Origin of the sequence: Streptomyces sp. NPDC047061 (assembly GCF_040643955.1) — a bacterium.
In the GTDB taxonomy this organism is placed as follows: Bacteria; Actinomycetota; Actinomycetes; order Streptomycetales; family Streptomycetaceae; genus Streptomyces.
Map to the genome: position 1 here is coordinate 1 of NZ_JBEYVI010000044.1, position 15,840 is coordinate 15,840.

The 15,840-nt window shown below is 73.2% G+C and carries 14 protein-coding genes and 2 pseudogenes; 13 read left to right on the forward strand and 3 right to left on the reverse strand.

The annotated features are described in order from the left end of the window. Nucleotides 1-125 (reverse strand): annotated as a pseudogene (locus ABZ887_RS41455) (esterase); the annotation flags it as partial. 258 nt (nucleotides 126-383) lie between these two features. On the opposite strand from ABZ887_RS41455, the gene ABZ887_RS41460 reads away from it, so the two are divergent. The 3 genes from ABZ887_RS41460 (at nucleotide 384) to ABZ887_RS41470 (ending at nucleotide 2,382) form a co-directional block, all read left to right on the forward strand. Then, nucleotides 384-839, forward strand: coding sequence for a MarR family transcriptional regulator (locus ABZ887_RS41460; protein WP_361302193.1), 456 nt, complete (start codon nucleotides 384-386; stop codon nucleotides 837-839). 153 nt (nucleotides 840-992) lie between these two features. Next, the gene (locus tag ABZ887_RS41465) at nucleotides 993-1,916 is read left to right on the forward strand and encodes an NAD(P)-dependent oxidoreductase (RefSeq protein ID WP_361302196.1); all 924 of its coding nucleotides are present in this window, start codon (nucleotides 993-995) and stop codon (nucleotides 1,914-1,916) included. Nucleotides 1,917-1,926: 10 nt separating this feature from the next. Further along, nucleotides 1,927-2,382: an RpiB/LacA/LacB family sugar-phosphate isomerase gene (locus ABZ887_RS41470; RefSeq protein ID WP_361302199.1), complete on the forward strand. Its 456-nt coding sequence runs from the start codon at nucleotides 1,927-1,929 to the stop codon at nucleotides 2,380-2,382. Nucleotides 2,383-2,420: 38 nt separating this feature from the next. On the opposite strand, the gene ABZ887_RS41475 is transcribed toward ABZ887_RS41470, so the two are convergent. Further along, a complete protein-coding gene (locus ABZ887_RS41475; RefSeq protein ID WP_361302202.1) occupies nucleotides 2,421-2,786 on the reverse strand; it encodes a DUF6479 family protein in 366 nt (121 codons plus the stop codon). A 126-nt stretch (nucleotides 2,787-2,912) separates the two neighbouring features. Beyond that, the gene (locus ABZ887_RS41480) at nucleotides 2,913-3,578 is read right to left on the reverse strand and encodes a CBS domain-containing protein (RefSeq protein WP_361302205.1); all 666 of its coding nucleotides are present in this window, start codon (nucleotides 3,576-3,578) and stop codon (nucleotides 2,913-2,915) included. A gap of 314 nt (nucleotides 3,579-3,892) precedes the next feature. Between ABZ887_RS41480 and ABZ887_RS41485 the strand changes: the two genes are divergently transcribed. The 10 genes and pseudogenes from ABZ887_RS41485 to ABZ887_RS41530 all read left to right on the forward strand — a co-directional run bounded on the left by ABZ887_RS41485 (nucleotide 3,893) and on the right by ABZ887_RS41530 (nucleotide 15,827). Continuing rightward, nucleotides 3,893-4,336: a universal stress protein gene (locus ABZ887_RS41485; RefSeq protein ID WP_361302208.1), complete on the forward strand. Its 444-nt coding sequence runs from the start codon at nucleotides 3,893-3,895 to the stop codon at nucleotides 4,334-4,336. 56 nt (nucleotides 4,337-4,392) lie between these two features. After that, entirely contained in the window at nucleotides 4,393-4,767 is a 375-nt protein-coding gene (locus ABZ887_RS41490; RefSeq protein WP_361302211.1) for a ferredoxin, read from the forward strand. Nucleotides 4,768-4,998: 231 nt separating this feature from the next. Then, nucleotides 4,999-6,090, forward strand: a pseudogene (locus ABZ887_RS41495) (Glu/Leu/Phe/Val dehydrogenase dimerization domain-containing protein); the annotation flags it as partial. 357 nt (nucleotides 6,091-6,447) lie between these two features. Further along, complete coding sequence (locus tag ABZ887_RS41500; RefSeq protein ID WP_361302407.1) at nucleotides 6,448-6,852, forward strand: cupin domain-containing protein; 405 nt, start codon at nucleotides 6,448-6,450, stop codon at nucleotides 6,850-6,852. Nucleotides 6,853-6,946: 94 nt separating this feature from the next. Beyond that, nucleotides 6,947-8,125 (forward strand): acyl-CoA dehydrogenase family protein, encoded by a 1,179-nt coding sequence (locus ABZ887_RS41505; RefSeq protein ID WP_361302214.1) that lies wholly within the window; start codon nucleotides 6,947-6,949, stop codon nucleotides 8,123-8,125. 9 nt (nucleotides 8,126-8,134) lie between these two features. Beyond that, nucleotides 8,135-8,980, forward strand: a complete 846-nt coding sequence (locus ABZ887_RS41510; protein ID WP_361302217.1) for an oxygenase MpaB family protein — start codon at nucleotides 8,135-8,137, stop codon at nucleotides 8,978-8,980. A gap of 63 nt (nucleotides 8,981-9,043) precedes the next feature. Beyond that, nucleotides 9,044-11,278: a serine/threonine-protein kinase gene (locus ABZ887_RS41515; RefSeq protein WP_361302220.1), complete on the forward strand. Its 2,235-nt coding sequence runs from the start codon at nucleotides 9,044-9,046 to the stop codon at nucleotides 11,276-11,278. A 206-nt stretch (nucleotides 11,279-11,484) separates the two neighbouring features. Continuing rightward, the gene (locus tag ABZ887_RS41520; RefSeq protein ID WP_361302222.1) at nucleotides 11,485-13,050 is read left to right on the forward strand and encodes an NAD(P)/FAD-dependent oxidoreductase; all 1,566 of its coding nucleotides are present in this window, start codon (nucleotides 11,485-11,487) and stop codon (nucleotides 13,048-13,050) included. A 117-nt stretch (nucleotides 13,051-13,167) separates the two neighbouring features. Next, nucleotides 13,168-14,277, forward strand: a complete 1,110-nt coding sequence (locus tag ABZ887_RS41525; protein WP_361302225.1) for a nitronate monooxygenase family protein — start codon at nucleotides 13,168-13,170, stop codon at nucleotides 14,275-14,277. Next, on the forward strand, nucleotides 14,274-15,827 hold the full coding sequence (locus ABZ887_RS41530) for an acyl-CoA synthetase (protein WP_361302228.1): 1,554 nt from the start codon (nucleotides 14,274-14,276) through the stop codon (nucleotides 15,825-15,827). The genes ABZ887_RS41525 and ABZ887_RS41530 overlap by 4 nt, the downstream gene beginning before the upstream one ends. Nucleotides 15,828-15,840: the final 13 nt, after the last annotated feature.

Genomic DNA, 15,840 nt, shown 5'->3' on the forward strand with positions numbered 1-15,840 from the left:
TCGTCGACGGCCTTGCGGCCCTCGGCGGGGGCGAGGTCGAAGAGGTAGGGCGGGTTGGCGGTGGCCTCGACGAAGGCCTGAGCGGCGGGCTCCAGAACGGGGCGGGCGGGCGTGGTGTCGGTCATGACGGCCTCCTCGGTTCGGGTGTCGCGCACAGGGCGGCCGGCGGTCTTCGCCGGGGTGGCGGCACGAGAAGAATAGTAGCGCGCGATTAAGTCGTGCGCTACTTATTCTTGGGTGATCTATTTGTGTCCGATATGATCGGATGCGAAGTGTTTGGGCTCCACAGGGTCGAGGGGACCGGAAAGCTAAGGTGGTGAACGGCGCTGAACGCCACAGCAATCACCGGAACCATCGGAACCGCCGGAATCAGGAGTCGCCCCGTGGACCGCACCGCTGCCGAGCCGGCCGAGGGCTCGCTCCTCCTCGACGACCAGCTCTGCTTCGCGCTGTACGCCGCCTCCCGCGCGGTGACCGCGCGCTACCGGCCGCTCCTGGACGAACTGGGGCTGACCTATCCGCAGTACCTGGTGATGCTCCTCCTCTGGGACCAGGACTCGGTGTCCGTGCGCGAGCTCGGCGCCGCGCTGCAGCTGGAGTCGAGCACGCTCTCCCCGCTGCTGAAACGCCTGGAGGCGAACGGCCTGGTCACCCGGGAACGGCGCCCCGACGACGAGCGGTCCGTCGAGATCCGGCTGACCGGGGACGGCGCCCGGCTCCGGGACCGCGCCCGGTCCGTCCCCGTCGCCATCGGGGACGCCATGGGCCTGACGCCCGAACAGGACGCGACGGCGAAGCAGTTGCTGCGCCTGCTCACCGCGAACGTCTCCGAAGGCTGACGGCCCCTCTCGCCGGGCGCGGGTCACCGGGCGAGGGTGCCCCCGGACGGCTCGACGCGGGGCCCGAACCGGTCCCCCGTCCCCTGTTCCGGCCGCCGTGCAGTGCCGGTGATCCTCACCCTCCGCACCGCACGACGACCAGGAGTTGCGACGATGACGCAAGCGACCGGAAGCCTCGGTGCCCCGAAGTACGGCTTCGTCGGGCTCGGGGTTATGGGGCAGCCCATGGCGCTCAACCTGGCCCGGTCCGGCACCCCGCTCGTCGTGTGGAACCGGACGCCCGGGCGTGCGGAGGCACTGCGTGCGGCCGGGGCGCGGGTGGCGGAGAGTGTCGAGGAGGTCTTCGCCCGTGCCCGGGTCGTCATCGTCATGCTGCTCGATGAGACGGTGACGGACGCGGTCCTCGGCCGGGGTGGCCCGGGGTTCGCCAAACTGGTCGCCGACCGGGTGGTCGTGTCGATGGGCTCGACGGCACCCGCGTACGCGCGGGGACTCGCCGCCGACGTCGAGGCCGCCGGCGGCCGCTTCGTCGAGGCGCCGGTCTCCGGGTCGCGCAAGCCGGCCGAGGCGGGTGAACTGGTCGCGATGCTCGGCGGCGCCCCGGACGCGGTCGCGGAGGTGCGGCCGCTGCTCGCCCCGATGTGCCGGGAGATTGTCCACTGCGGTCCGGCCGGGTCCGGGGTCCTGATGAAACTGGCCGTCAACCTCTACCTGGACACGACGCTCGCGGCGCTCGCCGAGGCCGTGCACTTCGCCCAGCGGCAGGGCCTGGACCTGGGGACCTTCCGTGCCGTCGTCGACTCCGGCCAGCTGGGCAGCGGCATCACCCGGGTCAAGGTCCCGATGCTCGCGGCCCACGACTTCACGGTGCAGGCCGCCACCGCCGACGCCTACGCCAACACCCGGCTCATCGCCGACGCGGCTCGCGCGGCCGGGATCGCCACGCCCCTGCTCGACCTCAGCAGCGAGCTCTACGGCGAGAGCGTGGGGCTGGGCAACGCCCGTCTCGACATGTCCTCGGTCCTCACCGCCATCGAGGCCCGCACGGACACCGCACCGCAGCCGTCCGCCGACTAGGCTCCGGGGCATGCGGATCTCCGTCTCCTCCGACATGGACGAACCCGTCGCCCGCCTCCTCGTCGAGGAGCTGCGCCGCCGCGGCCACCAGGTGCGCACGTACGGTGCGCTGGAACCCGGCGCCGACCCGCAGTGGGCCGTCTGCTCGGAGGCGGCCGCCCGGGACGTCGCCGACGGCGCCGCCGACCAGGCGGTGGTGTGCTGCTGGACCGGCACCGGCGCCTCGATCGCCGCCAACAAGGTGCCCGGGGTCCGCGCCGCGCTGTGCGTCGACGCCTACACCGCCGACGGCGCCCGCCGCTGGAACGACGCCAACGTCCTCGCCCTCGGCCTGCGGCTGACCTCGCAGCCGGTGCTCAAGGAGATCCTCGACGCCTGGTTCACGGCCACGCCGAGCCGGGACGCCGAGGACCTCGGGAACGTGGCCCACGTCGGGCGGCTCGACGCGGGCCGGGGAACTGTCTAGGTACCGGCCGGAGGGCAGCGCGGTGGGCCGCCCGGGGGTCAGTGGGCGCCGAGCCCGCCACCGCCGAACGAGCCGCTGGAGCCCGGACTCCAGCGCGGCCGGTCCTTCGACGCGCTCGGCCTGGTCTGCTGGTTGCTGAGTTCGTACGGGGTGAGCGGACGGCCGCCCTTGGGGATCTGGGGGATCTCCTCGGACTCGCGGTTCTCCCGGACCTCGCGCACCGCGCCCTCCGGTGGCAGTTTCGGCTGCTCCTCGGGGCGTGGCCGAGGCGACTCGCGGTACTTGACCCGGTTGCCCAGCCAGAAACCCCCGGCGAGCATCGCCAGCACGGCCACGGCCACCAGGAAGAGCGCGAGACTGAAAAGGCCGCTGGGGGCGGCCAGCTGCATCGGTTCCGTACTCATAGCAGAGGAATACCCCACCCAGAACGGCACGAACCGGACGCATTCGGTGGCTGATCGCACACAGCGGGCGACCGTGAGGGCCGCCGCGGCCGTGAGCGACCGCGGCGGCGGGCAGCCGGCCGGGCGTCAGTGCGGATCGTCGCGCACGGAGACCGGGCAGAGGCGGCAGTGCACGTCGACCACTCCCTCCACGGCGCGGGCCAGCCGTTCGGCGACCGGCGCCGGTTCCGGGCTGTCGATCCAGCCGGTCAGCGTGACGACCCCCTCGGTGACCTCGACCCGGATGTGGTCGGCGGAAAGCGGGAACAGGCGGTCGACGACCTGCCGGCGCACCTCCTCGGTCAGCTCCTCGTCCGCACGCAGGAACACCTTCAGCAGGTCCGCCCGGCTGACGATGCCCTGGAGCACGCCCCCGCCGTCGACGACGGGCAGCCGCCTGACCCCGCGCCGGGCCATGATGCGCGCGGCCTCCGCCAGGGTGGCGTCGGCGTGCACGGTCACCGCGGGCGCGTTCATCAGCTCCCCGGCGGTCACCCCGCCCGCCTTGGCCACGTCGGCCGGCCGCGCCCGCTCGACGAACCGGTCCGGGTCGCGGTCCCGGAACTCCTCCTTGAACAGCAGGTCGGCCTCGGACACGACGCCGACCACCCTGCCCTCGCCCTCCAGCACGGGAAGGGCACCGACCTTCCACCGGTCCATCAGCGTGACGACGTCCTTGAACGGGGTGTCACGGCCGACGGACACGGGGGTGCGGGTCATCACGTCGCCGACGGTGTGCGGGCTGCCGTGCATGGTTGCCTCCTCGGATCCCGCCGATCACGAGAGGGCGGGAAGGACGCCATCCACTTCTCGCGGATCCTGATTGCGCGGTGCGCGGCCGTGGCCGACCGCTTCTCCGCGTCACTGCGGGTCCTTCCCGTCACCTCCAGCACACCACGGGAACGCCCACTCCACCAGGGCCGACCGGCCCGGAATTCGCAGTGCCCGCAAGTGCGTCGGCCGACGGGCCCCGTCATGCCGCCGGGCGCACTTCTCTGGCGGTGCGGCCGCCGGTCGCGCAGCGTGGAGGAGGGGGCCGGCCGAACGCCCGAGGAGAGGTGCAACGGATGGACAGGGATGTCACCGAGCGACGGGTCGTGGTCGGCGTCGACGGCTCGCCGTCCTCCTACGCGGCCCTGCGCTGGGCCCTGCGGTACGCCGGTCTCGTCGACGGCGTCGTCGAGGCGGTCGCCGTGTGGGAGCTGCCGGGACTGTACGGATGGTCGGGGCCCGCCGTGGACATGGACGTCGACGCGGAGGAGGCCCGGGACCGGATGCGGCAGGAGCTGACCGACGTGCTCGGCGCGGACCAGGCGGACTCGGTCCGTTCCCACCTGGTGCACGGCAACACCACCGACGTGCTGCTGCGGGCCGCGGAGGGCGCCGAGGCCCTGGTCGTCGGCAGCCGCGGGCGGGGCGGGTTCGCCCGCGCCCTGCTCGGTTCCGTCAGCCAGCAGGTGTCCCAGCACGCCAGCTGCCCGGTCGTGATCGTCCGCGCGGAACAGGACTGATCCGCGACCCGTACGGTGCGGCGTTTGCCGGCCCGCGTACCGGTTACCCGGCCCGTATGACGTGGACGTCTTCTCAGCAGGACGTGTACCGGTTCCTCGAGGACCGGTTCGCGTGCGCGCAGGCCTGCGCGGAGTGCGCCCGGATGTGTGTGCTGCGGACCGCCGTGCTGGATCCGGCCGGGACCGCCGAGGCGGAGCGGTACCGCCGCACCGGCACCATGTGCGCCGAGGTGTGCGACGCCACCTGCCGGGCGCTGACCGAGGACACCGGCCAGGACCCGGCCGGTCTGCGCGTCCAGCTGGAGTGGTGTCGCACGGTCTGCCTCGACGGCGCGCGGGCCTTCGACGCCCGGCCCGGCGCGGAACCGAGCGCGGCCGCCTGCCGGGTGTGCGCCGCGGCCTGCGCGGACTTCACGGCGGCGCTCGGCTGACACCGGGACCCCGGAAGTCGGGCCGCTGACGAGCGGCCGGCAGTCCCGAGCGGGGGACCGGGGCTGCCCCCGGAACGGGGGACTGCCCAGTGATCCACGGCCGGAACTACCGTCGGAGCGTGCGCGGGTGGCCGCTCTCCGGCGGCCGTCGGCCGTCACCGGCGCGCTCCGTGGCCCGTCCTCGTCGGCTTTCGCTAGGAGTCCATCGCCGTGAACAGCGGTCTTCTCACCATGCCCGCGGTCCGTGCCGGTGCCGCCGCACCCCGACCTCCCGAAGCAGCACTGACCTGGACCGACCCCGTCACGGGACGCCAGGGCTTCCTCGTCGTCGACCGGCTCGTCAGGGGCCTGGCCAGCGGCGGCCTGCGGATGCGCGAGGGCTGCCGTTACGAGGAGGTCAGGGAGCTCGCGGCGGCGATGAGCGTGAAGGAGGCACTGCACTACGACCCCGCGGGCCGCTACCTCCCGATGGGCGGTGCCAAGGGCGGGATCGACTGCGACCCGCTCAGCGGCGAGGCCCGCGGCGTGCTCTCCCGCTTCCTCGCGTTCATCCGGCCCTACGTGGCGAACCACTGGGCGACCGGAGACGATCTCGGCACCACCACCGAGCTCATCGACGAGGTGCTCGGCGAACTGGGCGTGGACGGCTGCATCGCCCCGGTGGTGCGCACCCTCGACGACCCGGCGGCCGCACGGAGACGGTTCGCCGACGCGTTCGCCGTCGAGGTCGACGGCATCGGGCTCGCCGAACTCGTCGGCGGCTGCGGGGTCGCGGAGGCCGCCCTCACGGTCCTGGACCGGGACGGGATCCCCCGCTCGTCCGCCACCGCCGTCGTCCAGGGCTTCGGGGCCATGGGCGGGGCCACCGCCCGGTACCTGCACGCGGCCGGCGTCCGGGTGGTCGGCGTCTCCGACGTCCACGGCACCGTCGCCAACCCCCGCGGCCTCGCCGTCGAGGACATGCTGCGCCACCGCCGGGCGTTCGGAGCCGTCGACCGCGGTCGGCTCGGTCCCGACGACGTCCTCCTGGAACGCGACGCCTGCCTGGCGCTCGAAGCCGACGTGCTGGTCCCGGCCGCGACCTCCTACAGCATCGACGGCGCCAACCAGGACCGGATCGCCGCCCGGTACATCGTGGAGGCGGCCAACCTCCCCGTGACACCGGACGCGGAGGAACGCCTGCTGCGGCGCGGCTGCGTCGTCGTACCCGACGTCGTCGCCAACTCCGGTACCAACGCCTGGTGGTGGGTGCTGTACGGCGACGTCGCACCGGACGCGGCGGCCTTCCTGGCCAAGGTACGGGCGGCGCTGCGCGCCCTGGTGACCGAGACCCTGCGGTTCGCCGAGAACGCGGTGTGCACGCCCCGCCAGGCCGCCCGCCACCTCGCCGACGCCAGGCGCGACGTCCTCCTGAGCCGGCCGGGTGCCCGGCCGGCACGAACCGCTGACCCGATGGCTGGCATCGCCGATGCGCGTTTCCGCCGCACCGCCGGGCTGCCTAGCGTGACAGGAGCACCGCCCCGTCCCCAGCCTCCCGTGCGCCGTAAGAGGAGTGCCCCCATGAGCCAGCCGCCCCGCCGGATCGTCACCGGTCACGACGAGACGGGCACCTCCGTGTTCCTCTCCGACGGCGAGCCGCCCGTCATCCGCACCGCACCCGACGGCGCCGCCTTCTACGAGATGTGGAACACCGACTCCGTACCGGCACCCGTGGCGGCGGACGAGCCCGAGCCCACGGAGCGCGACCTGACCGTGCCGCCGGCCCCGGGCGGCACCAAGATCCGGGTCAACGAGTTCCCGCCGGGCTGCGTCTCCCCGACGCACCGGACCCAGACCGTGGACTACGGCATCGTCCTGGACGGTGAGGTCGTCCTCGTCCTGGACGACTCCGAGCGCGTGCTGCGCGCCGGGGACGTGGTGATCCAGCGCGGCACCGACCACCGCTGGGAGAACCGCACGGACACGGCGGCCCGGATGGTGTTCGTCCTCGTGGACGGCGTCTTCACCGAGCCGCTGCTGAAGGTCCTGGGCACCGGGGTGCTCGACTCGCTGCACGGCAGCCCGCTGGCGCCCGGCGAGTCCTGAACCCGGTCGCGACGGTCCGCCGCCATTCCCAATTTCTGGAACACGTTCTACGGTGTGCGCCGTCAGGACCGCCCTTGGGGAGCCTGGAGGCGCCGTGCACCTCGACCACACGCCCGAGCAGCAGCGGCTGCGCACCGAACTGCGCGCCTACTTCGCCTGCCTGGTGCCGGAGAACGCCTACGCACGCTACGCCGACCCGGCCGCGCAGAAACGCTTCTACCGGGAGACCGTCCGCCGGCTGGGCACCGACGGCTGGCTCGGCGTGGGCTGGCCGAAGGAGTACGGCGGCCGCGGCCTGACCGCGATGGAACAGTTCATCTTCTTCGACGAGGCCGCCCAGGCCGGTGTACCGCTCCCGCTGATGGCGCTGAACACCGTCGGCCCGACGATCATGCAGTACGGCACCGACGAGCAGAAGTCGTACTTCCTGCCCCGCATCCTCTCCGGCGAGATCGACTTCGCCATCGGCTACAGCGAGCCCGACGCCGGCACCGACCTGGCCGCCCTGAAGACCAGGGCCGTACGGGACGGCGACGACTACGTGGTCAACGGGCAGAAGATCTGGACGACGAACGGCGACACCGCCGACTGGGTCTGGCTCGCCACCCGCACCGACCCCGGGGCCCCGCCGCACAAGGGCATCACCATGCTCCTGGTCCCGACCACCGACCCCGGCTACTCCTGCACCGTCATCAACACCCTCGCCTCGCACGACACTACGGCCAGCTACTACGAGAACATCCGCGTCCCCGTCTCCCGGCGGGTCGGCGAGGAGAACCACGGCTGGCGGCTGATCACCAACCAGCTCAACCACGAGCGCGTCACCCTCGCCGCCCACGGCACCATGGCCATCCGCGCCCTGCGCGACGTGCAGCGCTGGGCCATGGAGACCAAGCTCACCGACGGCCGCCGGGTGGTCGACCTGCCCTGGGTGCGCCGCCGCCTCGCGCAGACCCACACCCGCCTGGACGCCATGAAGCTCCTCAACTGGCAGATGGTGACCGCGGTCCAGGAGGGCACCCTCACCCCGCAGGACGCCTCCGCCGTCAAGGTCTACGGCTCCGAGGCGCGCCGCGACGCCTACGCCTGGCTGATGGAGGTCGCCGGCGCGGCCGGACCGCTCAAGGAAGGCTCGGCGGGCGCGGTCCTCCACGGCGACCTGGAACGCGGCTACCGCTCCGCGGTCATCTTCACCTTCGGCGGCGGCAACAACGAGATCCAGCGGGAGATCATCTCGTGGATCGGACTGGGGATGCCACGGGTACGGCGTTAGCCTGCCGGTATGGACGGTGACGCCGGGCTCTTCACCCCCGACTCCGTGACCTGGCACCTGCACGGCGACCCGATCATGTGGATCGCCGGCGTCCGGGCGCTCTGGCTCCAGGCGCTGCACCCGCGCGCGGTGCGCGGCGTCATGGAGAACTCCGACTTCCGCAGCGACGCCTGGGGCCGTCTGATGCGCACGGCGAACTACGTGCGCACCACCATCTACGGCACCACCGAGGACGCCGAGCGGGCCGGGGCCCGGGTACGGAAGATCCACAGCATGCTGGGCGCCACCGACCCCGACACCGGCGAACGCTACGGCGTGGACGAACCCGACCTGCTGCTCTGGGTGCACTGCGCCGAGATCGACTCGTACCTGCACGTCGGCCGCCGCTCCGGTATCCCGCTCACCGACGCCCAGGCCGACCGGTACGTCGCCGAACAGCGCGCCCGCGCCCGCCTGGTGGGCCTCGACGCCGACGCCGTGCCCGGCGACCGGGCGGCACTGGCCGCGTACTTCGCGTCGGTACGGCCCGTGCTCGCCGTCGGAGCCGACGCACGCGCGGTGGACGAGTTCCTGCTCCGGCCGTCGACGCACCCCCTCCTGATACCGGCGCGCGAGGTGCTGTGGCGGCGCGTGGCCCACCTCGCGTACGCCTCTCTGCCGCCGTACGCCCACGCGCTGTACGGCAGACCTGCCCCGGAACCCGCGGTCGTCACCCGCCGACTGCGCGCCACCGGCACCCTGCTGCGCTGTGTTCCCGCACGTCTGCGCTGGCAACTCCCGCCGAAACACATCCTGGACGCCATCGCGAGGCTCGGCCCGGACGCGCGCCCCGCACCGTACAAAGTCGGGCAATAGACAGCCATACTGGGCGAGCAGGAGGGGGTGTCACGGACCGCGACGGGGGGGCGACGGCGCGCGATGGCTGACAGCAGGCTGGTCCAGGGGAGGTACCGGCTGCTCGACCTGATCGGGCGGGGCGGGATGGGCGAGGTGTGGCGGGCCCGCGACGAGTCACTCGGCCGGCAGGTCGCCGTGAAGTGCCTCAAACCGCTCGGCCCGCACCACGACCAGGCCTTCACCCGCGTCCTGCGGGAGCGGTTCCGGCGCGAGGCGAGAGTGGCCGCGGCGCTCTCCCACCGCGGGGTCACCGTCGTCCACGACTTCGGCGAGCACGACGGCATCCTCTACCTGGTGATGGAGCTGCTGGACGGCCGCAACCTCAGCCAGCTCATGGAGGACAACAAACACCACCCGCTGCCCGTCGGCGACGTCGTCGACATCGCCGAGCAGGTCTCCGCCGCCCTCGCCTACACCCACCAGCAGGGCATCGTGCACCGGGACCTGAAACCGGCGAACATCATGCGGCTCACCGACGGCACGGCGAAACTCTGCGACTTCGGCATCGCCCGCCTCGGCCAGGACATCGGCCTGACCTCCCGCCTCACCGGTACCGGCATCGCCATGGGCACCCCGCACTACATGTCCCCGGAGCAGATCGGCGGCACCGAGGTCGACCAGCGCAGCGACCTGTACTCCCTGGGCTGCGTGCTGTACGAGATCGCCACCGGGGCACCGCCGTTCGACCTCGACGACGCCTGGGCGATCCTCGTCGGCCACCGCGACACCCTGCCCGCCCCGCCGCGCAGCCACCGCCCCGAACTGCCCGGCTGGTTCGAGCAGGTCGTCCTCGACCTGCTGGCCAAACGGCCGGAGCAACGACCGTACGACGCCCGGGAACTGGGCCGCCGGATCACCTCCGGGCGGACGACACCCACGTACGTCCCCACCGTCGTCACCGCGCAGCCCGCGCTCCGGCTGCCCGAACCGGCCGCGCGCGAGCCCCGGCTGCCGTCCTGGACCCGGGGCATGACCACCGGCCACAAGGCGACCGGCGCGGCCCTCGGCACCACCCCGCCCGACCCCGGTGCCGGACTCACCGGCGAGTGGATCGCCCGCCCCGCCACCGGCGTCGCGGAACCGCTCCCGGCGGTCCCCGCCCCCGCCCCGGAGGCCCTGGCCGCCCTCGCCGGCCGGCACAACGCCGGGCTCAGCCTGGGGCGGCTCGGCCGCTGGGCCGAGGCCGGCGAGGTGCACCGCGCCGTCGCCGCCGAACGCACCCACCTCCTCGGCCCCGACCACCCCGACACCCTCGCAAGCCGCTACGAGATCGCCTTCACCCTCAGCCGCACCGGCCGCGCCGCCGACGCGCTGCGCGAGTACACCGAGGTCGCCGCCGCCCGGGAGCGCGTCCTGGGCGCCGACCACCCGGACACCCTCGCCGCCCGTCAGGAAACGGCCTACGTGCTGGGCCAGTTGGGCCGCCACTTCGACGCCCACCAGGTGTACACGGCCGTCCTCGGCGCCCGGCAGCGGCTGACGGGCCCCGACCATCCGGACACCCTGCGCTGCCGCCACAACCTCGCCTTCAACCTCAGCAGGCTGGGCCGCCTGGAGGACTCGTACCGCATGGCCCACGACGTGGCCGCGGCCCGCGCCCGGGTGCTCGGCCCGCAGCACCCCGACACCCTGGTCACCCGCTACGAAGTCGCCTACGCACTGGGCCAGTTGGGCCGCTGGGAGGAGGCCCTGCAGACCTACCGCGAGGTCGCCGAGGCCCGCGCCCGCGCCCTCGGCCCCGACCACCCCGACACCCTCGCCGCCCGCTACGAGGTCGGCATCAGCCTCGGCCGCCTGGGCCGCAGCGCCGACGCGCTCACCCTCTACCGCGCCCTCATCGACGACCGCACCCGCGTCCAGGGCCCCGCCCACCCCGAGAACCTGCGCGCCCGCCACGGCCTCGGCGTCAACCTCGGCCGCCTCGGCCGCTGGGAGGAGGCCCTCGCGGAATCACGCGACGTCTGCGCGATCCGCGAACGGGTCCTGGGCCCGGACCACCTGGACACCCTGGTCAGCCGCCGCGAGGTGGCGGTGAGCCTGGGCTGGCTGGGCCGCTGGTCGGACGCGCTCACCGAGTACGGCCGCGTCGCCGCCGCCCGGGAACGCGTCCTCGGCTCCGACCACCCCGACACCCTGGCCAGCCGCAACGACGAGGCCCACTGCCTGGAACAGTTGGGGCGGGGCGCGGAGGCGGTGGAGCTGTACCGACGCGTCGCGGTACTGCGCCAACAGCGCGCATCAGGCGGACGGCTCTGAAACGCGCCCCACCACGCGCCCCACCCGCGCCCCATAGGGGCGCGGGGCTGTGACATATGCGGCTCCGCCGCGTGGGCGCGACCAGCCACATCCGGCCCGCACGTTCGAACCATGCGTACCCCCGCACACGCCGATATCGGCCCCTCCCCAGCGGAGCGCCCGGCACGCCTCTTACCCACCTAGATCATCATGTGTTACGAAGAACCATGCCCGCTGCCATGGAACCCTCCCGCTCCTACGACGCCATCATCGTCGGCGGCGGCCACAACGGCCTCGTCGCGGCCGCCTACCTCGCCCGGGCCGGCCGCTCCGTCCTGGTGCTGGAGCGGCTCGGCCGCACCGGCGGCGCCGCCGTCTCCACCCGCCCCTTCGCCGGCGTCGACGCGCGGCTGTCCCGCTACTCCTACCTGGTCAGCCTGTTGCCGAGGAAGATCGTCCGCGATCTCGGCCTGGACTTCCGCGTCCGCGGCCGCACCGTCTCCTCCTACACGCCCGTGGAGCGCGACGGGCGCCCGACCGGCCTGCTGGTCGGCGGCGGCGAGCGCCGGATCCGCGAGGCGTTCGAACGGCTGACCGGCGGCAAGACCGAGTACCAGGCCTGGCAGCGGTTCTACGCCATGACCGGCCGGGTCGCCGAACGCGTCTTCCCGACACTCACCGAGCCGCTGCCCGCGCGCGAGGAACTGCGCCGCCGGATCGACGACGAAACGGCCTGGCGCGCGCTGTTCGAGGAGCCGATCGGGGTGGCGATCGAGGAGAACTTCACGGACGACCTGGTCCGCGGGGTCGTCCTCACCGACGCGCTGATCGGCACCTTCGCCGACGCCCACGACGCCTCGCTGCGCCAGAACCGCTGCTTCCTCTACCACGTCATCGGCGGTGGCACCGGCGCCTGGGACGTGCCGGTCGGCGGCATGGGCGCCCTCACCGACGCGCTGGCCGCCGCCGCGCGCTCGGCGGGCGCGGTGCTCGCCACCGGGCACGAGGCGGTACGGATCGAGACGGACGGCCGGGCCGCCGAGGTCGCCTACCGCACCGCCGACGGGGAGGGCGTGGCCGCCGCCCGGCACGTCCTGGTGGGCGCCTCCCCGCAGGAACTCGCCCACCTCACCGGCGACCCGGCCCCGGAGCCCGCCGAGGGCGCCCAGCTCAAGGTCAACATGCTGCTCAAGCGGCTGCCCAGGCTGCGCGACACCGCCGTCGACCCGCGCGAGGCGTTCTCCGGCACCTTCCACATCGCCGAGGGCTACGGGCAACTCGCCGCCGCCCGTGCCCAGGCGGCGGCCGGCCGGCTCCCCGCCGCCCCGCCCTCGGAGATCTACTGCCACTCCCTGACCGACCCCACCATCCTCGGCCGCGAACTGGCCGAACGCGGCTACCAGACGCTCACCCTCTTCGGCCTGCACACCCCGGCCCGGCTCTTCGCCGCCGACAACGACGCCGTACGCGACGAACTCCTCAAGGCCACCCTCGCCCAGCTGGACACCCACCTCGCCGAGCCGATCACCGACTGCCTGGCCCTGGACGCCGACGGCCGCCCCTGCATCGAGGCGAAGACCCCCCTGGACCTCGAACGCGACCTGCGCCTCCCCGGCGGCAACATCTTCCACCGCGACCTCTCCTGGCCCTACGCCCAGGACGGCACCGGCCGCTGGGGCGTGGAGACCCGGCACGCCAACGTCATGCTCTGCGGGGCTGGCGCGGTGCGCGGGGGAGGGGTGAGCGGGGTGCCGGGGCACAACGCGGCGATGGCGGTGCTGGAACAGACCTGACCGAGCGGTGCGTTCGGAATCCGGTCGACCGCGGGCGTCCCGCCGAGCGCCGAAGTAATCTGACGGAGCATCAGAAAACCTCTTCCGTCGGCCGCACGACTGCGGCATCCTGCGCCCATGCAGACGGAGCTGAGCAAGACCCTGGGAGTCGAGCACGCCGTCTTCGGCTTCACGCCGTTCCCCGCCGTGGCCGCGGCCATCAGCCGGGCCGGCGGCTTCGGAGTGCTCGGCGCGGTCCGCTACACCGCCCCCGACGACCTCAAACGCGACCTCGACTGGATCGAGGCGCACGTCGACGGGAAACCGTACGGGCTCGATGTCGTCATGCCCGCCAAGAAGGTGGAAGGCGTCAGCGAGGCCGACGTCGAGGCGATGATCCCGGAGGGGCACCGGCAGTTCGTCAGGGACACCCTCGCCAAGTACGGCGTGCCCGAGCTGGCCGACGGCGAGGCGTCCGGCTGGCGCATCACCGGGTGGATGGAACAGGTCGCCCGCACCCAGCTCGACGTCGCCTTCGACTACCCGATCCGGCTGCTCGCCAACGCCCTCGGCTCACCGCCCGCCGACGTCGTCGACCGCGCCCACGACCAGGACGTCCTCGTCGCCGCGCTGGCCGGCAGCGCCCGGCACGCGATCAAGCACAAGGACGCGGGCATCGACATCGTCGTGGCCCAGGGCTACGAGGCCGGCGGCCACACCGGTGAGATCGCCACCATGGTGCTCACCCCGGAGGTCGTCGACGCCGTCGCGCCACTGCCGGTGCTGGCGGCAGGCGGCATCGGCAGCGGCCGACAGGTGGCCGCCGCGCTCAGCCTCGGCGCTCAAGGAGTGTGGCTGGGCTCCATGTGGCTGACCGTCACGGAAGCCGACCTCTCCTCGCCGGCCGTGACCCGCAAACTGCTCGCCGCAGGCTCCGGCGACACCGTCCGCTCCCGCGCGCTGACCGGCAAACCGGCCCGGCAGCTGCGCACCGAGTGGACCGACGCCTGGGACGACCCGGACGGCCCCGGCACCCTCCCCATGCCCCTGCAGGGCCTGCTCGTCGCCGAGGCCCTCACCCGCATCCAGAAGTACGAGGTCGAGCCCCTGCTCGGCACCCCCGTCGGCCAGATCGTCGGCCGGATGACCGGCGAACGCAGCGTCCAGGCCGTCTTCGACGACCTCACCCGGGGCTTCGAGCAGGCCGTCGACCGCATCAACCGCATCGCCGGAAGGAGCGGCACGTGACCAGTACGCCCCCCGCCGGATTCTGGGCCCAGGCCACCACGGACCCCGACCGCACGGTCCTCGTCGCACCCGACGGCGAGGAATGGACCGCCGGCCGCCTGCACGCGGCCACCAACCAGCTCGTCCACGGACTCCGGGCCGCGGGCCTCGAACGCGGCGACGCGTTCGCGGTCGTCCTGCCCAACGGGCCCGAGTTCTTCACCGCCTACCTGGCCGCCAGCCAGGCCGGTCTCTACCTCGTCCCGATCAACCACCACTTCGTCGGCCCGGAGATCGCCTGGATCGTCGCCGACTCCGGCGCCAAGGTGCTCCTCGCCCACGAGCGGTTCGCCGGACCGGCTCGCCACGCCGCCGACGAGGCCGGCCTCCCGGCCACCCACCGGTACGCGGTCGGCGCGGTCGAGGGCTTCCGGCCGTACGCCGAACTCCTCGACGGACAGCCGGAGTCGGCACCCGCGGACCGCGAACTCGGCTGGGTCATGAACTACACCTCGGGCACGACGGGCCGCCCCCGCGGCATCCGGCGCCCGCTGCCCGGCAGGCTCCCCGAGGAGGCCTACCTCGGCGGCTTCCTCGGCATCTTCGGCATCCGCCCCTTCGGCGACGACGTCCACCTGGTCTGCTCGCCGCTCTACCACACGGCCGTACTCCAGTTCGCCGGCGCGTCCCTCCACATAGGCCACCGTCTCGTCCTCATGGACAAGTGGACCCCCGAGGAGATGCTCCGCCTGATCGACGCACACAAGTGCACCGACACCCATATGGTTCCCACCCAGTTCCACCGCCTGCTCGCCCTCCCCGCGGAGGTGCGCGCCCGCTACGACGTCTCCTCCATGCGGCACGCCATCCACGGCGCCGCCCCCTGCCCGGACCACGTCAAGCGGGCCATGCTCGACTGGTGGGGGCCCAGCGTGGAGGAGTACTACGCGGCCAGCGAGGGCGGCGGCGCCTTCGCCACCGCCGAGGACTGGCTGAAGAAGCCCGGCACGGTCGGCAAGGCCTGGCCCATCAGCGAACTCGCGGTCTTCGACGACGACGGCAACCGGCTCCCGCCCGGCGAACTCGGCACCGTCTACATGAAGATGAACACCGGCGGCTTCGCCTACCACAAGGACCAGGCCAAGACGGAGAAGAACCGCATCGGCGACTTCTTCACCGTCGGCGACCTCGGCTACCTCGACGAGGACGGCTACCTGTTCCTCCGCGACCGCAAGATCGACATGATCATCTCCGGCGGGGTCAACATCTACCCCGCCGAGATCGAGTCCGTGCTCCTCTCCCACCCCGCCGTCGCCGACGCCGCCGCCTTCGGCATTCCGCACGACGACTGGGGGGAGGAGGTCAAGGCCGTCGTCGAACCCGCCCCCGGACACGAGCCCGGCCCCGACCTCGCCGCCGACCTGCTCGCCCACTGCGCCGGACAGCTCGCCGGCTACAAGTGCCCCAAGACCGTCGACTTCATCGCCGAGATGCCCCGCGACCCCAACGGAAAGCTGTACAAGCGGCGGCTCCGGGACCCGTATTGGGAGGGCCGCACCCGGCCGGTGTGACGACAGCGCCCGG

Bases quoted from the DNA above. Each gene is read 5' to 3' on its own strand.
- ABZ887_RS41500 (WP_361302407.1), top strand. From the start codon at position 6,448: ATGTGGAACACCGACTCCGTACCGGCACCCGTGGCGGCGGACGAGCCC.
- ABZ887_RS41475 (WP_361302202.1), bottom strand. From the start codon at position 2,786: ATGAGTACGGAACCGATGCAGCTGGCCGCCCCCAGCGGCCTTTTCAGT.
- ABZ887_RS41465 (WP_361302196.1), top strand. From the start codon at position 993: ATGACGCAAGCGACCGGAAGCCTCGGTGCCCCGAAGTACGGCTTCGTC.
- ABZ887_RS41520 (WP_361302222.1), top strand. From the start codon at position 11,485: ATGCCCGCTGCCATGGAACCCTCCCGCTCCTACGACGCCATCATCGTC.
- ABZ887_RS41485 (WP_361302208.1), top strand. From the start codon at position 3,893: ATGGACAGGGATGTCACCGAGCGACGGGTCGTGGTCGGCGTCGACGGC.
- ABZ887_RS41515 (WP_361302220.1), top strand. From the start codon at position 9,044: ATGGCTGACAGCAGGCTGGTCCAGGGGAGGTACCGGCTGCTCGACCTG.
- ABZ887_RS41490 (WP_361302211.1), top strand. From the start codon at position 4,393: ATGACGTGGACGTCTTCTCAGCAGGACGTGTACCGGTTCCTCGAGGAC.
- ABZ887_RS41525 (WP_361302225.1), top strand. From the start codon at position 13,168: ATGCAGACGGAGCTGAGCAAGACCCTGGGAGTCGAGCACGCCGTCTTC.
- ABZ887_RS41470 (WP_361302199.1), top strand. From the start codon at position 1,927: ATGCGGATCTCCGTCTCCTCCGACATGGACGAACCCGTCGCCCGCCTC.
- ABZ887_RS41510 (WP_361302217.1), top strand. From the start codon at position 8,135: ATGGACGGTGACGCCGGGCTCTTCACCCCCGACTCCGTGACCTGGCAC.
- ABZ887_RS41480 (WP_361302205.1), bottom strand. From the start codon at position 3,578: ATGCACGGCAGCCCGCACACCGTCGGCGACGTGATGACCCGCACCCCC.